This window comes from Actinosynnema sp. NPDC037264, assembly GCF_055603705.1.
In genome coordinates, this window is the sequence record NZ_JBVJVK010000027.1 from 12,357 (window position 1) to 34,482 (window position 22,126).

General features: G+C 73.9%; 21 protein-coding genes. 5 read left to right on the forward strand and 16 right to left on the reverse strand.

All coding sequences use genetic code 11. The annotated features are described in order from the left end of the window. Positions 1 to 30: 30 nt before the first annotated feature. The 9 genes from ACZ7GX_RS26020 to ACZ7GX_RS26060 are packed head-to-tail and all read right to left on the reverse strand — an operon-like array spanning position 31 to position 9,558. Positions 31 to 1,359 (reverse strand): aminotransferase-like domain-containing protein, encoded by a 1,329-nt coding sequence (locus tag ACZ7GX_RS26020; RefSeq protein WP_498780281.1) that lies wholly within the window; start codon positions 1,357 to 1,359, stop codon positions 31 to 33. Next, positions 1,356 to 2,096 (reverse strand): phosphopantetheine-binding protein, encoded by a 741-nt coding sequence (locus tag ACZ7GX_RS26025; RefSeq protein WP_498780282.1) that lies wholly within the window; start codon positions 2,094 to 2,096, stop codon positions 1,356 to 1,358. Before ACZ7GX_RS26025 ends, ACZ7GX_RS26020 begins: the two co-directional genes overlap by 4 nt. Beyond that, a complete protein-coding gene (locus ACZ7GX_RS26030; protein WP_498780283.1) occupies positions 2,093 to 3,970 on the reverse strand; it encodes a condensation domain-containing protein in 1,878 nt (625 codons plus the stop codon). The genes ACZ7GX_RS26025 and ACZ7GX_RS26030 overlap by 4 nt, the downstream gene beginning before the upstream one ends. Positions 3,971 to 3,973: 3 nt before the next feature. Further along, a complete protein-coding gene (locus tag ACZ7GX_RS26035; RefSeq protein WP_498780285.1) occupies positions 3,974 to 5,620 on the reverse strand; it encodes a class I adenylate-forming enzyme family protein in 1,647 nt (548 codons plus the stop codon). After that, positions 5,617 to 6,381 (reverse strand): ABC transporter permease, encoded by a 765-nt coding sequence (locus ACZ7GX_RS26040; RefSeq protein WP_498780286.1) that lies wholly within the window; start codon positions 6,379 to 6,381, stop codon positions 5,617 to 5,619. Before ACZ7GX_RS26040 ends, ACZ7GX_RS26035 begins: the two co-directional genes overlap by 4 nt. 12 nt (positions 6,382 to 6,393) lie before the next feature. Next, positions 6,394 to 7,449 carry an ATP-binding cassette domain-containing protein gene (locus ACZ7GX_RS26045; protein WP_498780287.1) on the reverse strand — a complete coding sequence of 352 codons (1,056 nt, stop codon included), beginning with the start codon at positions 7,447 to 7,449 and terminating at the stop codon, positions 6,394 to 6,396. A 35-nt stretch (positions 7,450 to 7,484) separates the two neighbouring features. Further along, positions 7,485 to 8,390, reverse strand: coding sequence for a thioesterase domain-containing protein (locus ACZ7GX_RS26050; protein WP_498780288.1), 906 nt, complete (start codon positions 8,388 to 8,390; stop codon positions 7,485 to 7,487). A gap of 26 nt (positions 8,391 to 8,416) precedes the next feature. Continuing rightward, on the reverse strand, positions 8,417 to 8,908 hold the full coding sequence (locus ACZ7GX_RS26055; RefSeq protein ID WP_498780290.1) for a glycosyltransferase: 492 nt from the start codon (positions 8,906 to 8,908) through the stop codon (positions 8,417 to 8,419). Next, positions 8,872 to 9,558, reverse strand: coding sequence for a glycosyltransferase family protein (locus ACZ7GX_RS26060; protein WP_498780292.1), 687 nt, complete (start codon positions 9,556 to 9,558; stop codon positions 8,872 to 8,874). Before ACZ7GX_RS26060 ends, ACZ7GX_RS26055 begins: the two co-directional genes overlap by 37 nt. Positions 9,559 to 9,614: 56 nt before the next feature. Here ACZ7GX_RS26060 and ACZ7GX_RS26065 point away from each other — a divergent pair, with 56 nt between their 5' ends. Genes ACZ7GX_RS26065 through ACZ7GX_RS26080 form a run of 4 tightly spaced genes read left to right on the forward strand, consistent with a single transcriptional unit; the run spans position 9,615 to position 12,820 of the window. Beyond that, positions 9,615 to 10,544: a 3-oxoacyl-[acyl-carrier-protein] synthase III C-terminal domain-containing protein gene (locus tag ACZ7GX_RS26065; RefSeq protein WP_498780294.1), complete on the forward strand. Its 930-nt coding sequence runs from the start codon at positions 9,615 to 9,617 to the stop codon at positions 10,542 to 10,544. Between the two features lie 24 nt (positions 10,545 to 10,568). Further along, complete coding sequence (locus ACZ7GX_RS26070; protein WP_498780295.1) at positions 10,569 to 10,850, forward strand: phosphopantetheine-binding protein; 282 nt, start codon at positions 10,569 to 10,571, stop codon at positions 10,848 to 10,850. After that, the gene (locus ACZ7GX_RS26075) at positions 10,850 to 11,668 is read left to right on the forward strand and encodes a hypothetical protein (protein ID WP_498780297.1); all 819 of its coding nucleotides are present in this window, start codon (positions 10,850 to 10,852) and stop codon (positions 11,666 to 11,668) included. Before ACZ7GX_RS26070 ends, ACZ7GX_RS26075 begins: the two co-directional genes overlap by 1 nt. 33 nt (positions 11,669 to 11,701) lie before the next feature. After that, positions 11,702 to 12,820, forward strand: coding sequence for a DegT/DnrJ/EryC1/StrS family aminotransferase (locus ACZ7GX_RS26080; RefSeq protein WP_498780298.1), 1,119 nt, complete (start codon positions 11,702 to 11,704; stop codon positions 12,818 to 12,820). Between the two features lie 33 nt (positions 12,821 to 12,853). Here the strand turns inward: ACZ7GX_RS26080 and ACZ7GX_RS26085 are convergent, their stop codons facing one another. The 6 genes from ACZ7GX_RS26085 to ACZ7GX_RS26110 form a co-directional block, all read right to left on the reverse strand. Next, positions 12,854 to 13,858, reverse strand: a complete 1,005-nt coding sequence (locus tag ACZ7GX_RS26085) for a histidinol-phosphate transaminase (protein WP_498780299.1) — start codon at positions 13,856 to 13,858, stop codon at positions 12,854 to 12,856. Further along, entirely contained in the window at positions 13,855 to 15,147 is a 1,293-nt protein-coding gene (locus ACZ7GX_RS26090) for an FAD-dependent oxidoreductase (protein ID WP_498780300.1), read from the reverse strand. Before ACZ7GX_RS26090 ends, ACZ7GX_RS26085 begins: the two co-directional genes overlap by 4 nt. Beyond that, entirely contained in the window at positions 15,144 to 16,802 is a 1,659-nt protein-coding gene (locus tag ACZ7GX_RS26095) for a prenyltransferase/squalene oxidase repeat-containing protein (RefSeq protein ID WP_498780302.1), read from the reverse strand. Before ACZ7GX_RS26095 ends, ACZ7GX_RS26090 begins: the two co-directional genes overlap by 4 nt. Beyond that, positions 16,799 to 17,818 carry a UbiA family prenyltransferase gene (locus ACZ7GX_RS26100; protein WP_498780303.1) on the reverse strand — a complete coding sequence of 340 codons (1,020 nt, stop codon included), beginning with the start codon at positions 17,816 to 17,818 and terminating at the stop codon, positions 16,799 to 16,801. Before ACZ7GX_RS26100 ends, ACZ7GX_RS26095 begins: the two co-directional genes overlap by 4 nt. Positions 17,819 to 17,848: 30 nt before the next feature. Beyond that, a complete protein-coding gene (locus tag ACZ7GX_RS26105; RefSeq protein WP_498780305.1) occupies positions 17,849 to 18,868 on the reverse strand; it encodes a polyprenyl synthetase family protein in 1,020 nt (339 codons plus the stop codon). A gap of 81 nt (positions 18,869 to 18,949) precedes the next feature. After that, the gene (locus ACZ7GX_RS26110; RefSeq protein ID WP_498780307.1) at positions 18,950 to 19,963 is read right to left on the reverse strand and encodes a methyltransferase; all 1,014 of its coding nucleotides are present in this window, start codon (positions 19,961 to 19,963) and stop codon (positions 18,950 to 18,952) included. 74 nt (positions 19,964 to 20,037) lie between these two features. On the opposite strand from ACZ7GX_RS26110, the gene ACZ7GX_RS26115 reads away from it, so the two are divergent. Further along, a complete protein-coding gene (locus ACZ7GX_RS26115; RefSeq protein ID WP_498780309.1) occupies positions 20,038 to 20,901 on the forward strand; it encodes a TauD/TfdA dioxygenase family protein in 864 nt (287 codons plus the stop codon). On the opposite strand, the gene ACZ7GX_RS26120 is transcribed toward ACZ7GX_RS26115, so the two are convergent. Next, the gene (locus ACZ7GX_RS26120) at positions 20,895 to 22,064 is read right to left on the reverse strand and encodes a cytochrome P450 (RefSeq protein WP_498780310.1); all 1,170 of its coding nucleotides are present in this window, start codon (positions 22,062 to 22,064) and stop codon (positions 20,895 to 20,897) included. The two genes, ACZ7GX_RS26115 and ACZ7GX_RS26120, sit on opposite strands and share 7 nt — an antisense overlap. Positions 22,065 to 22,126 lie beyond the last annotated feature (62 nt).

Genomic DNA, 22,126 nt, shown 5'->3' on the forward strand with positions numbered 1-22,126 from the left:
GGCAGGGAAATGAACGTGGTGAAGCCTACGTCACCGCTCACCCGAGGCACCATCGGCCAATCGGTCGCGGCGGTCGTCGATCAATGCCGCCAGCCGGTCCAGCCCGGTGTCGATCAACCCCGCGGAAACCGCGCTGATCGAAAGCCGCAGCGCGGGTACGGGCGGTGCCCCGTCGTAGAAATGACCCATAGGCGTCCATAACACCCCGTAGTCGGGGGCGGACCGTTCCAGCAGCGCGTCGTCAACCGGAAAGGGAACGTCCACGACCACGAAGAATCCTCCCGCGGGCGCGGTCCAGGTGACGTCGCCGCCTTCGGGGAACCGCGCCGCGAGACCGTCCAGGACGCGGCGCAGGTTGCCCGCGTACCACTCGCGCTGACGGGCGGTGGCGTCGGCCAGGCTCCCGCCGTGCTCGACCAGCGCGCCCCCGATCACGGCCTGCGCGATGGGCGAGGTGTTCACCGTGACCATGCTCTTGATCTTCGACAGCTCGTCGGCGAGCAGCCCCACCCCGCCGGCCGCCGAGGCCACCCGCTGGTCGGCCACCACGTACCCGACGCGCGCCCCGGGCAGCACCGTCTTGGCGAACGACCCCAGGTAGATCACCCTGCGGTGCTCGTCCAGCGCCTTGAGCGTGGGCACCCGCGCACCGCCGTGGAACAGCCCGTACGGGTTGTCCTCGACCAGCAGGACGTCCTCCTCGCGCGCCACCTCCAGCAGCGCCCGCCGCGTCTCCAGGTCCATGCTCAGGCCGGACGGGTTGGCGAAGTCCGGCATCACGTAGCAGGCGCGCGGACGGCGTCCGGCGGCGCGTTCCCGGCGGATCACGGCCACCAGGTCGTCGAGGTCGACCCCGCGCGCCGAGGTCGCCACGGGCCGCACCGGCAGGTCGGCCAGCCGCGCCGCGCCGGTCAGCCCGACGTAGGTCGGCGACACCGCGAGCAGCACGTCCCGGGCGTCGGCGCGGAATGCGCGGGCGACGAGGAACATCGCCTCCTGGCACCCCGCCGTGACGACGACCGACTCGGGGTCGACAACGGTTCCCTCGTCACGCCGGAGGTTCTCGGCGACCAGTTCGTGGATGATCCCTTTGGTACGCCCGTACTGCAATACGGTGCGCCGCACCTGGGCCGGTGTCAGCCCCCGTTCGCGTTCCAGGTGGTCGCCGAACAATCGCAGATATCGCGGCACGTCCGCCAGGTCGAAGAACTCCTCGGTGGGCCGCCCCGCGGCCAGGGAAATGGCTTCGGGATATCGCCCGGCGATCTCGTTGAGGAAATTCATCGAGTTCGCCGCCGGGTCCTCCAGACCGCCGAACAGCGCCGCGGTGGCCAGGTCGGCGGTCTCCGCTGTGCTCACGTCGCCTCCCCGCGCGCGGCGCGGCGGCGGTCGCGCGCGGCGAGCACCGACCGCAGCAGGTCGTCCAGCTCGGTGTCGGACAGCCCGGCCAGCCCGTCGTCGGGTTCGGGTTGCCGCTCCGCGGTGACGATGGCCGCGAGCGCGGCGATGGTCGGCGTGGCGAAGATCCGGTGCAACGGCAGGTTCACGCCGTAGGCCTCGGCGACCTTCGCGGCGAACCGCATGACCGTCAACGACCCCGCGCCGCGCCCGAACAGGTTGTCGTGCACGGCGATCCGGTCGGTGGTGCGCAGCAGGTCGGCCCAGATCCGCGCCATCGTCCGCTCGACGTCGTCCCGGGGCTGTCCCCAGTCGGGCTCGGGCAGGCTGTCGGACAGCTCGTCCAGCGCCACGAACAGCTCGGGGACCATCCACGCCGGCAGCGTGGCGCGCAGGTGCCGCCGCAGGGCTTCGCCGCTCTCGTCGGACACCACGTACGCGACCAACGCCGTCTCGCCGTCCTTCGGCGCACCGGTCACGACGGCGTCCCGCACGGCCGGGTGGGTTCGCAGTTCCGCGGCGACCTCACCGCGGTCCACCCACCTGCCGCGGACCTCCACCCTGTCGTCGGTGCGCCCGACGAGGTCGAGGCGCCCGTCCTCCCGCCACCGCGCCAGGTCGCCGGTCGCGTGATCGCCGACGTGCACCTCGCCGATGGCGCCGATCGGCACGGGCGCGCCGCGCTCGTCCAGGATCACGGCACGGGAGCGGTTCGTCGCGGGCCAGCGCCCCGCCACCGGCCAGAGCGCCGACCCCGCGTCGCCGTGGACGTGCCACAGCTCGCCCCCGGGGTGTCGAGCGCTTCGGCGAGATCCGGTGTGAGGCCGGTGCACAGCCGCAGTCGCACGCTCTCCGGCACGGTCGGCAGCTGCCGCCAGGTGTGCGCGGACACGTGCATGGCGGTGATCCCGTCGAGGTCCTTGCCATCGGTGACCACCACGTCCGCGCCGCACACCAGGGGCAGCAGCAGTTCCATCAGGGCGACGTCGAGCGCCGTGCCGATCGCGGCGAACCGATCTCCCGCGCCCAACGGGAGATCACGGCGGAGCACCGCGAGCACGTCGGCGACCGCCCGATGCGTGACGTCACGACCATCGACGACGTAGGCGGCCGGATCCGGCGCCGCGGGGTCGATCGGTTCGCCCTCCGCCGACGTGATCACGGTCGCGCCGCCGATCGAGACGTGCTCCTCGTCGCCCACGACCAGTTCCAACCCGGCGTCCCGGACGCGCTTCTCCAGACCGGGCAACGGGAAGTCCGGATCCAGCAGCACGGCCGTCCGGCCTGCCCACCACGTGCCCAGCACGGCCACGAGCAGTCCCGCACCGCGCCGGACGCACACACCGACGCGCCGGTCCGCGCCCCGCTCGGCGATCACCCGGGCCAGGACGGCGGCGCGCCGACACAACTCGGACATGGGCACGGTGCCGGAGCTGTCGGTCACCGAGGCTTCCGACTCACGCAGGGCGCGCACCACGTCGAGGTCCGGCACCGTCGGGGCGACGGCCTCCGGTCCTGGCGGCAACGGAAGGTCCACGACCGGCGTGCGCGGGTGCTGTTCGGCGTGTTCCAGCACCGCCACGACCGAGCGCAGGAACCGTTGGGCGAACGGCGATCCGTACACGTCCGCGCGGTAGGTCAGCCCGAGGACGCCGTCCTCCCCCGCGTTCACCTGGAAGTCGGCGCACTCCTGGCCTGTCGTGGAGAAGCCGACCACGGGACGGGCCACACCGAGTTCGGCGGCGAGCTTGTCGAACGGCAGCTCATCGTGCGAAAGCGCGACCGCGGTGGAGTCACGCACCCGCGCGCGCAGTTCGGCGAACGCGCCGGTGACGGACACGCGCAGCGGCACGATGTCGGCGAACGGCCCCACGATCGGCTCCAGCTCCGCCCGGACGCGCCCGCTGACGGGCAGGGCGATCACCAGGTCGCGCTGCCTGGCGTAGCGGGACAGCACGACCGCGTACGCGGCGAGCGCGGCGGACGGGTCGCCGGGGGCCTCGGCCGTGACTTCACCCCAGGACGGAGTGGACGGCGGATCGGCGGGCAGGGACAGACCGGCGGGTGCGTCGCGCAGCGGTTCGCGCCACGGCGCCAGTTGCCGCTCCAACTCCTCCCCCGCCAGGCGTTCGCGCTGCCACACGGCGTAGTCGCCGTAGTCCATCCAGAGTTCGGGCGGCACCCCGCCCGCGGTGGTCAACTCGTCCAGCAGGAGGTCCAGGGCCGGACCGTCGGCGACGACCCGGTGCGCGGACACGACGAGCGACGGCCGTTCCGGCGTCCCGACCAGCGCGACGCGCACCAGCGGCGGCGTGGCGAGGTCGAACGGCTCGGCCGACTCCTCGTGCGCGACGGGCAGTTCGGCGGTGTCCGCCACGACCTGCTCCGGCTCGCCGTCGACCGTGACGACCGAGGTGCGCAGCGCGGCGTGCCGGACGACCGCGGCGTCCACGGCCCGGCGCAGGGCATCGGGGTCCACCGGGGCGTCGAGCCGGCAGGCGCGCCGCACCACCGCCGCGGGGCCGTCGAGCGACCGAGCACGGAGCTGCGCGAACGAGAGCGGGTACCGCAAGCGTCACCTCCCGCCGGTCGCGTCCGCCAGGAGTCGCTGCCGCATCAGGAACTTGCGCACCTTGCCGGTCGGGCCGAAGGTGACGCCGTCGTCGGGGACGGTCTCGACGCGCCGCAGCGTGCGGGCCGCCGCCTCACCCAGCGCGCCGCGCACGACGTCCTCGTGGTCGGCGTCCGGGTCGACGTCGTCGCGCAGGATCAGCAGCACGTCGGTCACCACCGTGCCGTCCGGCTGCCGGGCCGCCAGCACCGTGCAGTCGCGGACGTCGGGGCTGCGGGCCAGGATGCGCTCCTCCGTGAGCGCCGTGTAGATCCAGTTCCCGTCGCCCAGGTCGACCGCGTCGTTCACCCGGTCGACGTGGTAGTAGTAGCCGTCCTCGTCGCGGTACATGAGGTCACCGGTGAGGTAGTAGCCGTTGAGGCGGGTCCGGTAGGTGGCCGCGGAGTCGTTCCAGTAGCCCAGCGCCAGGGTGGGCGACTTGAGGCCGCACTGACCGACCTGCCCGACCGGCACCTCCTCCCCCGTCGTCACGTCCAGCAGCGCCACTTCGGCGAACGGGTACGGCTTTCCCACGCAGCGGTCGTAGCGGTCGCTGCCGAGGCGGTGGGCGATGGCGAACGCGCTGTGCCCCATCTCGGTGGAGCCCAGCGTGTCGATGAACTTCGAGCCGGGCACGTCGACGACGCCCTCGCGCGTCCACGTCGGGTGGCTGCCCACCGCGACCAGCCGCCGCACGTGCGCCTCGTGCGCGCAGTCGCCGGTGCTCGACCAGTTGCGCACCGAGGACAGGTCGCGGGTGGACAGGTCGAAGCGGGCCAGTTCCGACCACGTCACGGCGAAGCCGTGCACGCCTGTGGGCCTCCAGCGCTCGATGGCGTCGAGGACCACCTCGCCGCTGCGCTCGAACGGGCCGCCCTGGTTGGACAGGCACAGGATCTCGTAGCCGTTGCACAGCGCCTGGTTGAGCACGATGATCCCGGCGGAGTGGGCGGCGGGCAGCGCGGTCAGCTCGCGCACCCGCCCGTGCGGCCGGGCTTCGGTGAGCCGCACCGCGCGCACGGCGGCGAACAGGCCGTGGTGCGAGTGGACGACCGCCGTGGGCATGCGGGTGGTGCCCGAGGAGTGCGTGATGGCCACCGGGTCGTCGCCGTGGTGGCGGTAGTGCTCGGGCGCACGCGTCGGGTCGCCCGTGCCGATCTCCGCCGCGTCGCCGAGGATCGGCACGCCCAGGTCGTGCTCGCGCAACCGGGCGTGGTCGTCGTCCACGACGACGCCGACGCCGCGCAGCTTGCGGATGAACTCCGCCGCCACGTCGATCGGCATGTTCGGGTTCATCAGCGCCGGGATCGCGCCCAGCCGGTTGAGGGCGAAGAAGTTGAGGAACACGTCCGACGCCGCGGTGACGAACAGCGCCACCGGGTCGCGCCGCCCGATCCCCCTGCGGGCGAACCACTCGGCGCGCGCGGCGACCCGTTCGGTCAACTGGCGCAGCGACAGCGGCGTCCACGCCGGGATGCCGTCCACGTCCACGTCGAAGCTCACGCGCGGCGCGTCGAGGTCCGCGCCGCGCTCGACGAGCATCAGCGGCACGTTGCCCGCGCCCACGCGCAGGTCCCGTGCGAGAGCCGTCCGCAGCTGGGCAGTGCTCACGAGACCTCCCGGTTGAACAGGCGGATGGACCAGCCGACGGCCAGGCCGCAGGCGGCGAGCATGACGACGCCGCCCTGCCAGACCGCGGGCGCGGTGAAGTGGCCGGTGAACAGGGCGCGCAGGGCGTCGGTGGCCCACGCGAACGGGTTCCACAGCGCCACGTTCTGCACCCACAGCGGCGCCAGGGTCAGCGGGATGAGCACGCCGGCGAGCAGCGACACGGGCTGGCCGACGGTGTTGATCAGCACGCCCAGGCTGTTCTCGTTGCGCACCAGCAGGGCGATGGCGTAGGAGATGGAGATGCTGAGCAGGATCACCAGCGACAGCAGGGCGTAGGACACCACGAGGTCCAGCAGGTTCACCCGCAGCCCGAACGGCAGCGCCGCGACGGTGATCACCGTCGCCTGGAACTCCAGCAGCGCCACGTGCATCAGCGCCCGGCCCAGCAGCAGGCCGGTGCGGCTGACCGGGGTGACCCGGCAGCGGTCGATGATGCCCGCGCGCAACGCGCTGAGCAGGCCGTAGCCCGCGTACAGGCCGCCGAGCAGGCCCATCGCGACGAACAGGCCGGGCACGTAGACGGCGTAGGCGTCGCCGTAGCTCTCCACGCCCCGGCCCGCCATCGCGACCTTGAGGAAGGGCGCGAACAGCACCAGGAACGTGATCGGCTGGGCCAGGGTCAGCGCGACCACGGTGGGGTTGCGCGCCATGATCCTGGTCTCGAAGGTGAAGATCAGCCAGGTGTCGCGGAGCACTTTCACGCCGGCCGCCCTTCAGTCGTCCAGGGTGCGGCCGGTCTTGGCCAGGAACACGTCGTCCAGGCTGGGCCTGCGGGACTCGATGGCGCCCGGTTCGACCCCGGCGCGCAGCAGCGCGGCCATGATCAGCGGGATCGCGGTGGCCGCGCCGTCCACGTACAGGCGCAGGGTCGTGTCGACCGCCTCCACGCCGCGCACGTAGTCCTGCGGGGTCAGCACGTCGGCGGCGCGGCGCAGCTTCCCGGCGTCGGGCTGGCCCGCCTCGTCGGGCGCCGCCAGGTCGACCGTGACGACGTCACCGGAGATCTCCCGCTTGAGGTCCGAGGGCGTGCCCTCGGCGACGATCAGGCCGCGGTCGATGATGGAGATGCGGTCGCACAACGAGTCCGCCTCGTCCAGGTAGTGCGTGGTGAGGAAGACCGTCATGCCGTTGTCGCGCAACCGCCGCACCTCGCGCCACATGCGCGCCCGGCTGGGCGGGTCCAGGCCCGCGGTGGGCTCGTCCAGGAACATCACCGACGGCCGGTGGATCACCCCCAGCGCGAAGTCCAGCCGCCGGCGCTGCCCGCCGGAGTAGGTGCGGACGCGGCGGTCGGCGAACTCCTCCAGGTCGAACGTCGTGATCGCGGCGGCGGCCAGCTGCTCGGCCTCGGCCCTGCCCCGGCCGTGCATCCGGGCCTGGGCGACGAGCTCCTGCCGCGCCGAGGCGTCGTCGTAGGTGCCGCTGGACTGGGCCACGAACCCGATCACGTCGCGGACGCGCGCGGGCGAGCGCAGCAGGTCCACGCCGCCGATGCGGGCGCTGCCGCCGTCCGGGCGGACCAGGGTGGCCAGCATCCGCAGCGTGGTCGACTTGCCCGCGCCGTTGGGCCCGAGGAACCCGAAGATCTCGCCCTCGCGCACCGCGAAGTGCACGTCCCGCACCGCTTCCACGGCCTTGGCCTTGCGCCCGCGCTTGCGATAGGTCTTGCGCAACCCGCTCGCCTCGATGACCAGGTCCCGCCGCTCGCCGGCGTCGGCTCGGTCCGGCGCGACGGGGTCGCGCGCCGACAGCGTTGGGCGGGAGGTCATCCGCTGAGGCTAGGTTAGTTGCGGTGCAACGACAATCACGCTTTCGGACGCGTCGGCGCACCGCTGCGGGGAGTCATCCGCGCGCCGACGGCCGCGCCGATCGCCGCCACCGGGCGCGGCAGCAGCATGTGCTCGTGCTCGCAGTCCACTTCGACCACCTCCACCGGACCGTCCAGGTGGCCGTCCCACGCCGCGACCTTCGCTTCGGTGCTGCGCCGCGACCGGGTGGCCGACAGGAACAGCACCGGGCAGCGCACCAGGCCGGCCTCGTGCCGCTGCGCCACCGCGATGGAGTGGCGGATGACGCGGGGCAGCGCCCGCAACCGCCGGTCGGGCCACTCCGACAGGCCCAGCCCCGGGCGTCCGCGCACCGCCTCGACCTGCCGGCCCACCGGGTCGGGGTCGTCCGGCTCGACCACCGGCTGGTAGCCGAACTCGCGCAGCACGAAGTCGCAGAGCAACCACAGGTTGTCGTCACCGACGCCCAGGCCGTGCGGCAGGTCGGGCGTGGCGTCGCCGACGACCAGCAGCGCCACCTCGTCGCCCCGCCGCTGCAACTCCTCGGCCACGGCGTGCGCGGTGTTCGCGCCCAGGGACCAGCCGAACAGGTGGTGAGGGCCGGGGCTGGTGGCGCGGATCAGGTCCGCCCAGTCGCGGGCGACCTCGGCCAGGTCCACCGGCAGCGGTTCGGGTCTCCGCAAGCCGCGCGACTGGAGCCCGTACACCGGGTGGGCCGCGTCCAGGTGCGGCAGCAGGGCCAGGTAGCACCAGCTCGCGCCGACCAGCGGCGGCAGGCAGAACAGCGGCGCGCCGTCACCGCCGTCGCGCAGCGGCAGCACCAGGTCCAGGATGCCGCCCGCGGCCCTGATGTCGGCCCGCCGCTGCCGAGCCCACGCGAACTCGTCGGTGGTGGGCAACGCGTTCGCTCTCAGCCCGTCCACGGGCCCATCCTCGCGGCTGGAGGCGGTCAGCCGCCAGACGCCAGCGCGACGAGGTGCGCGGCGGCGGGCGCGCCCCCCGCGGCGGCGAACTCGTCGCCGATCCGGCGGGCGCCGTCCCGATAGGCCGGATCGTCCAGGACGGCGCGCACGGCCGCGTCCAGCTCGGGCACCGTCACGTCCAGGATCGGCACCTCGATGCCCGCGCCCGCCGCCGCGACCCGGTGCGACAGCGCCACCTGCTCGGCCCGGACCGGGGCGAGGACCATCGGGACCCCGTAGCTCAACGCCTCGTTGACCGCACCTCCCGCGTGGCAGACCACCGCGTCCAAACGGGGCATCAGGTCCAGCATCGGCACCAGTTCGACGGCGATGGCGTTGTCGGGGAACGACTTCGCGTCCACCCCGGAGGTGACGAACACCGCCTGCACGTCGTCGGCCAGCGGCGCGAGCACCGCGCCGGCGCGCTCGTAGAAGTCGCCGATCATGTGGCCGACGATGGTGCCGACCGTGACCAGCACGTGCCGGCGGTCGTCGTCCCAGTCGTGCCAGGGAACCCGGGGGCGTTGGGCCGCGGTCCCAGCGCCGCGCCGACCAGCACCGTCCGGGGCGGCAGCGCGTCGGGCGGGGTGAGGCCGGGACTGGACAGGGCGATCACCAGGTCCGGCGAGAACCTCGGGTCCAGCGGCTCGTCGGCGGGCAGTCCGGCCAGCTCCAGGGCCCGCGCGACCCGGTCGGCCACGAAGTCGTCGAACCCGGCCAGCTCGGGCGGCGGCGCGAGTTCCAGCAGGCCGGTGCACAGGCTGGCCCACCGCACGCCCCGCCGGTGCGCCACCAGGCCCCCGGCCAGCGCGTACTGCTCGGCGACCACGACGTCGGGCCGGTGGCGGACCACCGCGTCGTCCACCGCGTCGAGGACGAACCGGGTGAACGGCAGCAGGTAGCCGTCCCACAGCGCCCGGACGCCGGCCATGCCGGTCTCGGCGTAACGGCGGTAGGCGCGTACCCCGGTGGGGTGCACCGTCGCGTCCGGACCGACCAGTGGGCGCAGCGTGTCCTCCGGACCGCACCACACCACCTCGTGTCCACTGTGGAGGAGTTCCTGGCCGATGGCGAGCATCGGGAACAGGTGGCCTTGCAGCGGCAGCACTACGAGCAGGAACCGCGACACCGGACGATGATGGCACACATTGACGTCCGACAGGGCGCGTGGTGTGATCTGCGACTGTGACCGCGCTCGACGCGGTGTCGGTGTACACGCCGACTCTCCGCGTTCCCATCGAGAACCTCGCCGAACCGCTGGGGTTGACCGACATCCAGGTCCGGCTCTTCCGGCGGTTCCACGGGCTGGGCGAGATCAGCCTCGACCCGGAGCGGTCGCTGGCCGACCTGCTGCGCGCGGCGATCGACGGCATCGGCTCGCTGCGCGGGCGCGAGCACCTGGTGCGGTACGTGGTCTACGGGCGGGCCATGCCCGTCGTGGTCCCGTACCCGTGCAACCCGCTGCACGAGGTGTGCCGGGAGGCCGGGCTGGGCCACGCGCCGGCGTTCACCGTCACCCACCAGAGCTGCGCCAGCGGGCTGCTCGCCCTCGAGTCGGCGGGGCGGCTGCTGGCGGCCGACCCGGACCCCGACGCGCTCGCGCTCGTCCTCACCGGCGAGAAGGCGTTCACCCGCGACGCGCGCCTGCTGCCCGGCACGTCGATCTTCGGCGAGGGCGCGTCGGCCAGCCTGGTCAGCGCGCACGGCCCGCGCGACCGGGTGCTGTCGTTCGCCTGCGCCCAGCGCGGCGAGTTCGACACCGAGTTCGGCGAGAGCGCCGAGCGCTTCCAGCGCGAGTACCGGCCGTTGCCGGCCGAGGTGATCCGCGAGGCGGTGGCAGGGGCCGGACTGGAGCTGGACGACATCGCCCTGGTGCTGCCCCACAACGACAACGTCGTGACCTGGCAACGGCTCTGCCTGCTGATGGACTTCCCGGTGGAGCGCGTGCTGCTGTCCAACGTGCCGGTCAACGGCCACCTGTTCTGCTCCGACGCGTTCGCCAACTACAGCACGGCGCGCGAACGCGGGCTGCTTCGCGAGGGCGACCGCTACCTGGTGGCCGCGGTCGGCGCGGGCGCCGGGGCGACGTTCACCGCGACGGTGTTCCAGCACTGAGTCCGTTCCACCCAGGAGGCCGCCATGACCGCACCCGACGCCCAGGTCGACACCGAGTTGCGGCCCCGCGTGGTCGAGGCGATGACCGAGGTGATCGCGCGGCTGTCCGAACGGGACGGGCCGGTCACCGAGGACATGGACATGGCCGACGAGCTCGGCCTGAGCTCGTCGCTGGGCCTGGAGCTGCTGCTGGAGGTCGAGGAGCGGCTCGGCGTGCAGATCGACGGGGAGAAGATGCGCACCGACGAGCTGCGGACGGTGGGCCAGCCGGCCACGTTCATCGCCTCGCACTGCAGGCCCTGGTAGTGCGCGTGCTGCGCGCCGAGCGCCGGGTCTTCCCCGGCCCGGCGGTCTTCCTGGCCGACGACGCGCACCGGGCCGTCGTGGCGGAGTACTTCGCGGACCTGGCCGGATCGGCGCAAGCGCCGGGGCTGACCGGATCCGCGCGGACACCGGAGTTGTCGGGATCGGTGCGGGCGCCGGAGCTGTCCGGCCAGTCCTACGGCGAGATGGCCGCCGCGCTGGTGGCCGCCGTCGCGGACGGGCCGGTGGACCTGCCGGTGCTGGCGTTCTCCATCCACGACCTGTGGCCGGGCCGCGCCACGGCCACCTACCTCAGCCACGTCTGCCCCGGCACGCCGCTGTCCTTCGCGGTCTGCGACCAGGGCAGCGCCGCGCCGTTCACCGCGCTGCGCCTGGTCCGCGACCGCGCGCCGCGGCGGGCGCTGGTGGTGGCCGTCGAGCAGGGCGGGCTGCCCTACGACTCCACGGCGACGCCGCCGCGCGAGCACCGCGGCGTCGCCCTGCTCTGCGGTGACGACGCGGGCCACCGCGTCACGGACCTCCACCAGTTCCCGGACGTGGCCCCGGAGGCCGTGCCGGACCTGGCGGCCCGGACGATCGCCGACCTGTCCGCCGGTCACGACCGGGTGCGCCTCGTGCTGGGCGAGGCGTTGTCCGCGGTGTGGCCCGAAGGTCCCGACCGCGCGCCCGCCGGTCAGCCGCTCACCGGGGTGTGGTGGCGGCTGGCCGACGCGCTCGCCGAGCCGGGCGGGTTGGTGGTGGTCGGCGAGTACGACCGCGAACTGCGCTACCTCTGCCTGGTCGGGATCGAGGTGCGCTGAGGCGGAAACCGGCCGCACGACGAAGGAGCACGCATGATCCCCCTGTTCAAGGTCGCGATGTCCGGCACCGCGCCGGCCCTCGTCGAGAAGGTCCTGACCAGCGGCTTCATCGGGCAGGGCGCCAAGGTGGACGAGTTCGAGGCCGCCCTGGCCACCCGGATCGGCAACCCGAAGCTCGCCACCGTCAACAGCGCCACCTCGGGCCTGCACTTAGCCCTGCACCTGGTCACCGGCGGCGTGAGAGGCGACGGTGGCGAAGTGCTGACCACGCCGATGACGTGCAGCGCCACCAACTGGCCGGTGCTGGCCAACGGCCTGCGCCCGCGCTGGGTGGACGTCGACCCCGCCAACCTCAACATGGACCTGGACGACCTGGCCCGCAAGATCACCCCGCGGACCAAGGCGATCATCGTGGTGCACTGGGCCGGCTACCCGGTGGACCTGCGGCGGTTGGCCGAGGTGCTGGACCAGGCGGAGAAGGTGCACGGCGTGCGCCCCATGGTGATCGAGGACTGCGCGCACGCCTGGGGCGCCACGTTCGACGGCAAGCACCTGGGCAACCACGGCAACATCTCGGTGTTCAGCTTCCAGGCCATCAAGCACCTGACCGCCGGCGACGGCGGCCTGGTCGTGCTGCCGGACAAGGAACTGGCCCGCCGGGCGCGGCTGCTGCGGTGGTACGGCATCGACCGCGAGACCAACGCCCGGTTCTCGTTCCTCAACGACATCCCCGAGTTCGGCTTCAAGTTCCACATGAACGACATCAACGCCAGCATCGGCCTGGCCAACCTCGACCACGTGGACGAGATCGTGGCCAAGCACCGGCGCAACGCCGCGTACTTCGACGCGGAGCTCGCCGACGTGCCGGGCCTGGAGCTGACCGAACGCGCGCCCGACCGCGAGTCGTCGTTCTGGATCTACACGATCAAGGTCGACGACCGCGACGGGTTCATGCGCCGCATGGAGGAGGCGGGCATCATGGCCAGCCAGGTGCACGAGCGCAACGACGTCTACACGACGGTGCGCGAGTACGCCGCGCTGCTGCCCGGCCTGGACAGCGTGGGCGCGCGGATGGTGTCCATCCCGGTCGGCTGGTGGCTGACCGAGGACGAGCGCGGGCACATCGCGTCCACCATCAAGGCGGGCTGGTAGGGACGCGCGCCGCGCCGGGGCCCGGCGCGGCGCTCACCTCCGGGAGCGGGCGAAGGCCAGGAACCGGTCGTTGGCCTCGGCCGTGCCGACCGTGACCCGCACACCCCGACCGTCCAGGCACGCCACCAGGATGCCCGCGGCCCGGGCGTCGGCGGTGAACGCGGCGCTGTCCTCCCCCAGCGGCAGCCACACGAAGTTGGCCTCGCTGTCGGGCGCGGTGTACCCGGCGTCGCGCAGCCCGGCGACCAGCCGGGCGCGCTGCGCGGCCACGTCGGCGCACCGCCGCGACAGCTCCTCGGTGACGTCCGGGTCGAGCGCGCGCAGCGCGGCGGCCTGGCCCAGGGAGTTGGCGAAGAACACCATGCCGGTCATCCGCGCGGCCATCACCCGGTCCGCGGGCAGCACCGCGTAGCCGACGCGCAGCGCGGCCAGGCCGTAGGCCTTGGAGAACGTGCGCACCACGCACACGTTCGGGTGGTCGCGGTACAGGTCCAGCGCGTCGGGGACGTCCGGGTCGGTGACGAAGTGCCGGTAGGCCTCGTCGATCACGACCGGCACGTCGGCGGGCACGCGGCCGAGGAACTCCTCCAGCTCGGCGCGGCCCAGCGCGGAACCGGTGGGGTTGTTGGGGTTGCAGATCAGCACGCACCGGGTGGCGCCGGTGACGGCGTCGGCCATCGCGCGCAGGTCGTGCCGGTAGCCGTCCATCGGCACGGGCACGCCCTCGGCGCCCGCGTTGGCGACGATCAGGGGGTAGCCCTCGAACGACAGCGCCGCGTGCACGACCTCCGGCCTCGGCCCGAACGACTGCACCAGGTGCTGCAACAGCCCCGCCGAGCCAGGTCCGACGAGCACCGCCTCCGGGGCGACGCCCAGGTGCCGGGCCAGCCCGGCGGTGAGCGCCCCGGCCAACCGGTCGGGGTAGCGGTTGAGCAGCGCCGCGCCCTCGGCGACCACCTGCCGCAGCGCGGGCAGCGGCGGGTGGGGCGTCTCGTTCATGGACAGGTCGTGCAGCCGGTCGGTGTCGACGGCGGTCATCGGACCTCGCTTCCCCTCGGGTCGGGCGCGGGCAGGTCGTGGGCACGCCGGTCGGCGAGCACGCCCAGCTGGTAGAGCCGGTCGACGAACGTCAGCGGCCGGACGTCCGTGCCGGACATGTTGCCCGCGGTGCGCCGCAGCAGCCGGGGGTTGGCCGCGGTGCGGCGCATCATCCGCGCGCCCAGCAGCCGGGGTGCGCCGGACAGGGCGGTGATCATGCGGGCGGCGTTGTGGCTGACCGTCGCAATGTGGTCCAGGCTCGGCCGCCGGGCCGCCTCGTACGCCGCCAGTGCCTCGTCCACCGCCGGCTCCTCGCCCATCACCGACCGCGCGGCCAGCACCTCTCCCAACGCCTCGGCCAGCCCTTCGGCATCGGCCAGCGAGCTGTTCACGCCCTGCGCCGCCATCGGGTGCACGGCGTGCGCGGCCTCGCCGACCAGCGCCAGGCCGGGCACGGCCAGCCGGCCCGCCCGCAGCCGGGACACCCCGAACAGCTGCCGGCGGTGCAGGCTCGCCTCCAGCGCGGGCGCGAGCGGCGCGAGCGCGGGCACCTCGGCGAGCACGCCGCCGACCCAGCGGCCCAGCTCGGCCAACCCGGTGGCGCGGAACTCGTCGGGCGCGACCTGGACGTAGAGCCGGCAGCGGCGACCGGGCAACGGGTAGACCAGCCGCAGGCCGCGGGCGGTGCGGTAGGCCGTCACCTCGCCGGGCACGTCCGCGTCGGCCACGTCGAAGGCCAGCAGCCGGTGCGGGTACTCGTCCCGGTCGACGCTGATCCCGGCGTCCTTGCGCAGCGCCGAGGACATGCCGTCCGCCGCCACGACCAACCGCGCGCGGACCTCGCCGCCGTCGACCGCCACGCCCGCGACCCGTCCGCCCTCGCGCAGCACCCCGTCCACGCGCACGCCGCGGACGATCTCCACGGTCTCGGGCAACGAGCGGGTGATCGCCGCGCACAGGTCCTCGTAAGCCGCGCACAGCACCTGCCGGTGCGGACCGGGCAGGGTGCCGTACTCGACGGCGAGCAGCGCGGTGCCGTCGCCGTCGCGGATGGCCAGCCGGTCCACCGGGCGCGCGTCGGCGGCCCTGAGGTCGTCCAGCGCGCCCCAGTCGTCGAGCACGCGCACCGCGCCGGGCTGGAGGATCTCGCCCTTGGCGGTCGGCGCGGGGGTCTGCCTGCGGTCCAGCACCAGCACCCGCAGGCCGGTCCCGCCCAGCGCCCGCGCGGCGGCCAGCCCGGCCGCGCCCGCGCCGGACACCACCACGTCGACGGTCCCCGGGAGCGTCATCGGACGGCGGCCCGGTACTCGCCCAGCGCCTTGAGCGCCACGGCCTGCGTGACCACGCCGTTGGCGTAGCGCACGTGGTGGCGGATGTAGTTGCACACCCGCGTGGGCTCCCACCCGCCGTCCGGTCCGGCGGCGGCCACCAGCCAGGCCGCGCCCCGGTCCACCGCGTCCGCGCCGGCTCCCGCCGCCAGCAGCGCCTGGACCGCCCAGGACGTCTCTTCGACCGAGCCCTCGGTCCCGTCGCCCGGGCCCCACGAGCCGTCCGGCAGCTGGGTGCGTAACAACCAGTCCACCGCCTTGCGCACGACCTCGTGCCCGTCGTGCCCGGCCCGCGCCAGCGCGGCGACCACGACGGCGGTCCCGGACGTGTGGTCGCGGTACCACAGGTTCTCGAACGTGCCGTCCGGGTTCTGCGCGGTGAGCAGCCACGCGACGGCGGAGGCCACGGCCGGGTCGTCGGCGGGGCGGCCCGCGTCCAGCAGGGCCTGGATCGCCTGGCTGGTGATCGCGGGGCACGGCCCGTCGTTGGCGAGCTTGGTGTCGCGCACCCACAGGCTCCACGAGCCGCGCGTGTCCTGCCGCCCGGTCAGCCACTCCAGCCCACCGCGCAGGTGGGCGTCCTCGGCGGCGCCGGGCAGCCCGGCCAGCGCGCTGAGGATCTCGGCCGACTCCAGCGTCACCGGCCAGCCGCGCCGGGTGGAGAAGCTCCAGCCGCCCGCCGGGACGTCCAGGATCGTGAACGGCTCGGTGGTGCGGGCGGCGTGCAGGAAGTCGCGGGCCGCGCGCAGTCGGGGGTCCGCGGCGTACCCGGCGGCGACCAGGCCGGTGGTGGCGTAGCCGGTGCGGGTCAGGTCGAGGTTGGCCACCGCGTCCCACGCGCCCTCGGGCCGGACCGCGGCGCGCAGCCAGCCCGCGATGGCGTCGGCGATGTCGGGCGCCTCGCCGGAGCGCGCCAGGCCGAGCAGCACCAGGGCGGCCGGCCACGGGTCCTCGCTGAGAGCCCCGGTGCGCCCCTCGTGCTCGTACACCGCGCGGACCAGTCGCAGAGCCGCCGGACGGGCCAGGCGCAGGGTGAACCGGCGGACCGGCCCCGTGGGCAGCAGGCCGTCCTGGGCCAGCGCCAGGCCGACGAACGGCGTCGTGCGGAACGAGATCAGCCGCCGCCGCAGCTTGTCGGCCAGCACGATCTCCAGCGGCAGCCGCCGCAGCGCACCCGCCTCGGCGGTCAGCCCGGCCAGGGTCAGGAACTGCCGGCACATCAGCGCCACCGCGCGGTCGGTCACCGCGTCCACCCCGCCCAGCGCGGCCAACGCGGCACGCCCGGCAGTCACGGCCGTCGCGCTGACCTCCGGGGAGACGACGCGCAGGGCGGCGGTGGCGATGGCGGTGGGCACGGCCTCGCTGGGCGCGCCGTCCACCCCGCCCCAGCCGCCGTCGTCGCGCTGCCGGTCGCGCAGCCACGCCGCGCCGCCCGCGACGAGGTCGGCGTGGGCGACCGGGTCGGCGGCGTGCAGCGCCGTGATCGTGCCCGCGGTGCCCAGCACGGAGGCGGGCGGGTCGTCGGTGAACGCGCCGTCCGGGCGCTGCCGGGCCAGCAGCGCCTCCGCGCCGCGCTCCACGGCCTTCGCGACGTCGACCAGCGACACGGCTGTCATGTCTTGTCCTCCAACGGGATCAGGCGGCGCGAGCGGGCCCCGGGCGGCCGGGACGTGCCCAGCTCGTGCCTGCTCCGCATCGCCGACTGCGTCCACCATGTCAGCGCGGCCAGCGGCAGGGCCAGCCCCAGTTGCCAGCCGACGCCCAGGCCGAGGCCGACGGTCGCCGAGGCGAGCACGAGCCGTTCGACCACCAGCACTTCGTGGCTCCGCAGCGCGACGACCACCGGCACGTCCGCGCGCCGCCGGACCAGGGGTGCCAGCGCGAGCACGCCCAGCGCCGCCACGACGGCCAGCGTCACCAGGTACGCCGTGCGGTCGCCGACCGCGGACAGCAGCCCGCCCGCCACTGCCGCGCCGATCACCGCCAGGTACAGCGCGAGGACCGTCCACACCGCGTAGGGCGTGCCGCGGCGCACCGGCAGCGTGCCGTAGCCGCCCGCGCGGTCGCCGTCCACATCGCGCAGTGCGCCGACCAGGTTGGACGCCGTGTCGTGCAGCCAGAACACCGCCGCCAGCGCCACCACCGCGGCGATCCCCGACGACGGCCACGTCCCGGCCACGCACACCCCGTACACCAGGGCGATCGCGCCGAGCGCGCCGCGCACCAGGTTGCCCGCGATGCCGCGCGCCTTGGCCCAGCGGCTGTAGGCGACGATCCCGAACACGCCGAGCACGGCGGCCAGCAGCGTCGGCCACCCGCCCAGCACGGCGATCGCCGCCACCACCAGCATGCACAGCACACCGCACGCCCGGGCGACGCGCGGACTCAACCGTCCCGACGGGATCGGTCGGTGCGGTTTGCCGATGGCGTCCAGGTGCCGGTCGAAGTAGTCGCCCAGGTAGTGCCCGCCCAGCCAGCCCGCGGTGGGCGCGGCCCACGCCGCGAGCAGCCGCCACGGGTGCCCGGCCGCGCCGGCCAGCACCGCGCCACCGAGCCCGACCAGCCCGACGTACCAGAGCGTGTAAGGGCGCCACGTCTCCACGTGCGCCCGGACCGCCGCGCCGAAGCCCACGTCCTCACCCCCGGCCGAACGGCGGTGCGCTCACCACGCCCCGCTCGTGGTCCAGCGCGCGATGTCGGCCAGCGCGGTCGCGTGCGGCGACGGTGACAACCCCGCCAGCCCGGCCAGCGCCAACTCCACGTGCGACACCATCCGCCGGCGCGCGCTCTGCACCGCGCCGGAGGCCGTCACCAGGTCCCGGACCCACCGCACGTCGCCCTCCCGGGCGGCGCGGCGGCCCAGGACGTCCCGCAGCTCGCGCCGATCGGCCTCGTCGGCCGCCTCGTAGGCCAGCAGCACCGGCAGCGTCGGCCGTCCGTTGAGCAGGTCGCTGTCGCCGGGCTTGCCGGTCTCCTCGGGCGTGGCGACGAAGGTCAGCAGGTCGTCGCGGATCTGGAAGGCGATGCCGACGTGCTCGCCGTAGGAGGCCAGCATCGTGCCGGTGTCCGCGCCGGCGCCGCCCAGCGTCGCCCCGATGTAGCAGGCGGCCCGGAACAGCGCGCCGGTCTTGAGGCGCACCATCTCCTCGTACCAGCGCGCGCCCTCCTCCAGGTCGCCGACGAGGCGCGACTCCAGCACCTGGCCGCGGCACAGGTCGCGGCCGACCTCGGCCAGCTCGCCGACCGCCGCCACGACGCGCGCGGGCGAGGCCGACCACGGTTCGTCCACAAGGGACTCGAAGGCGCTGAAGATCAGGCCGTCGCCCGTGACGATCGCGTTCGGGACTCCGTAGGCGGCGTGCACCGACGGCCGACCGCGGCGCACGTCGTCGCCGTCGATGATGTCGTCGTGCACGAGGGTCGCGGTGTGGACGTACTCCAGCGCGAGCACGGCCGCGGTGACGCGGAGCGGGTCGCCGCCGACGGCCTGCGCGGTGTGCAGCGCCATCAGCGGGCGCAGCAGCTTCCCCGCCGGCACCAGGGCGAACCGCGCCATGGAAGCCAGCTCGTCGGTCGTCTCCGGCCAACGGCGGCGCAACTCCTCCTGGAGGAGCCGTCCCGACTCGCTGCGGGCCAGACCGTCGAGGAAAGTCCGATACTGCGGTGAGTCGGAAACGGTCATGCGCGTCCGCCCTTCGACAGGCGACAGGTTTGACGCTCAGCGTGACGGTAAGGCGCGGGGAATCCCGCGGCAAGAAGCCGATCAGCGCAACGCCGACCGGAACTCCATGAGCGCCAAGCCATCCGAGCCCGCGAACGTCCGCGCCGGCGCCAGTCCGACCGACGCGGCGAGCGCGTCGTGCGCCGCGCGGTCGCGCTCCCGACCGCCCACCTCCACCAACATGCGGAGGTCGAACGGCGACAGGTGCGGCACGTGCGGCTCGGTGGGCAGCACCTCGACCACGAGCACTCGTCCGTCCGGACCGGCCGCTTCGGCGCAACGGCGCAGGATCGTCGCGGCGGACGCGTCGTTCCAGTCGGTCAGCACGCGCGAGACGACGTAGACGTCCGCGCCTGCGGGCAGCGGCTGGAAGAAGTCGCCCTCGACCACCTCGACCCGGTCGCCCAAGCCGTTCTCGGCGAACCGCGCCGCCGCCGTGGCCACCGGCTCGGCCCGGTCGACCAGCATCCCGCGCAGGTGCCCGTGCGCCGCCAGCAGCTCGGCCAGCAGCGCGCCCGAGCCGCCGCCGACGTCGGCCACCAGCCCCGCCTCCGGCCACGGGTAGAGCTTCGCCACCTGCGGCGCGGTCATCGCCTGGAGCCCGGCCATCAGCCGGTCGAAGTGCGCGCGGTACTCCGGGGTCGCGTCCAGGTCGGACCAGAAGTCGCGGCCGTGCACCGACGCGTAGCCCGGTTCGCCCGTGCGGACCGCGTGCGGCAGGCCGAGCGCGGCCAGGTCCATCCGCGCCGGGAAGCCGTCCAGGTCGAACCTCGTGCCGTAGCCGGTGTCGCCGCGGTCGCGCAGCAGTTCGCCCAGTCCGGTCAACGCGAACACGTCCGGTGAGACCTCCGCGAACACCTCGCGGTGGACCAGGTGGCGCAACAACCTGCCCAACGCGTCGCGGTCGGCGCCGCAGCGCCGCGCCAGCTCGGTCAGGTCGGTGGCGCCGTCGGCGATCAGGTCGGGCACGCGGAGCGTGACCGCCGTGCGCACGGCCATCGGGGTGACCAGGTCGGTGAGCGCGTCCAAGCGCTCCCCTGCGTTCTCGGGCGGCATCGGCGCAGCGTCCCGAACCGCACCACCGCAGTCAACCCGTGGACCAAACCCCCTTCGTGGCACAGAATGGCCCGATGACGAGTGTGACCGCCCCGGAAATCCGGCTGGTGTCCGGCGCCCTCGGCGCGGAGATCAGCGGCATCGACCTGAACACGTTGACCGACGAGCAGTTCGACCTGATCCGCGATCGGCTGCTGCGTCACCAGGTGGTGTTCCTGCGCGGTCAGGGGAACCTGACGCCGCAGGCGCACATCGACTTCGGGCGGCGCTTCGGCGAGGTGGAGCTGCACCCCTACCTGCCGCGGCTGGAGAGCCACCCGGAGATCGTCGTCATCGACTCGGAGGACGGGGCGAAGGTCGACGTGTGGCACACGGACATGACCTTCCACGAGAGCCCGCCGATCGCGTCGGTGCTGCACCTGATCGAACTGCCGCCCCACGGCGGCGACACCATGTGGACCAACCAGTGCCTGGTCTACGAGTCGCTGTCGGCCCCGCTGCGCGACCTGGTGGACGGCCTGACCGCGATCCACACCATCCGCGTGGGCGACGAGTTCTCCAGCCGCGCCGAGCACCCGGTGGTGCGCGTGCACCCGGAGACCGGCCGTCGCTCGCTCTACCTCAACCGCCTGTTCACCTCGCACATCCCCCAGTTGTCGCGCAACGAGAGCGACGCCCTGCTGGAGTACCTGTTCCGGTTCTCCGAGGGACCGCAGTTCACCTGCCGCTTCCGCTGGCAGCCCGGCGACGTGGCCATGTGGGACAACCGGGTCACCCAGCACTACGCCGTCAACGACTACCGCGAACGCCGCCGCGGCCAGCGCATCACGGTGCTGGGCGACGTGCCGACGGGCAACCCGCCGCGCTGGGAGCACTACCAGCCCGCGCCGGGCGAGCGGTACTGGCCCGACCGGGTCAACGCGGTGGAGAGCTACTGATCCTCCCGCCACACCACCGGGAACCTCTCGATGCCCCCGTTGATCCGGTCGTGGCGCCACGGCAGCTCCTCGACCCCGATCGCGGGCGCGAGCCCCGGCAGGCGGCGCAGCAGCGTCGCGATGGACAGCTCGACCTCCATCCGGGCCAGGGCCGTGCCCAGGCAGAAGTGCGGCCCGTAGCCGAAGGCCAGGTGCGCCGTCCGGGCCACCCGGTCGATGTCGAACACGTTGGGGTCCTTGAAGACCCGGGGATCGCGGTTGGCCACCCACGGGACGGCCATGACGCGGTCCCCGGCGCTCATCGCGACGTCGCCGACGGTCACGTCCCCGGTGACGACCTGCACCCGGAACATGCTGCTGACTGCGGTGTACCGCAGGATCTCCTCCACCGCGGCGGGGATCTTCTCCGGTGACCGCACCAGCTCCGCCAGCTGCTCCGGGTGCTGGAACAGCACCCGCACGCCCGCGGCCGTCGAGCCGACCTCCAGGCCGCCGCGCAGCAACCCCATGGCCAGCACGATGATCTCGTCGTCGGACAGGCCGTGGTCGTCGCCGCCCTCCAGCCACACCGACAGCAGGTCGTCGCCTGGCTCGACCCGCTTGGCGGCCAGCTGCCCCGCCAGGTAGACCCACAGCGACTTCGCGGCCTCCGCGGAGTTGTAGTCCACCACCGAGTTCAGGCCCGCGAGCCAGCCGTAGAACCGCTCGCGGTCGGCGGCCGGGACACCGATCACCTCGCAGATCACCAGCAGCGGCAAGGGCGCGACGAGACCGCTGACCAGGTCGGCGGGCCGCGGCCCGGCGATCATCGCGTCCACCAGCTCGTCCACCAGGGCCTGCACGCGCGGGCGGTAGTGCGCCATGCGGCGACCGCCGAACGCGCGGCTGCCCACCCGGCGCACCGCCGCGTGCGCCGGGCCGTCCTGGTTGAGGTCGCGCAGCGGCGGCTGGTCCGGCGGCGGCCGGTGCAGCACCCGGCTGAACCGCGGGTCGGCCAGCACCTTGACGCACCCGGCGTAGTCCAGCACGAGCCAGGCGGGCTCCCCGTCCGGCAGCAGCACCCGGCTCACCGGGTCGGTCTCGATCATGCCGAGGAGTTCCGGCGACAGCTCGCCGGTGAACGGCTCGAAGGGGTACCGGCGCAATTCGGGTAAGGCGGCCACGGCGGATAAGACTGCGCCCGAACCCCCGCTGCGTCAACGGATTCCGCACGCCCCGTGCGCGG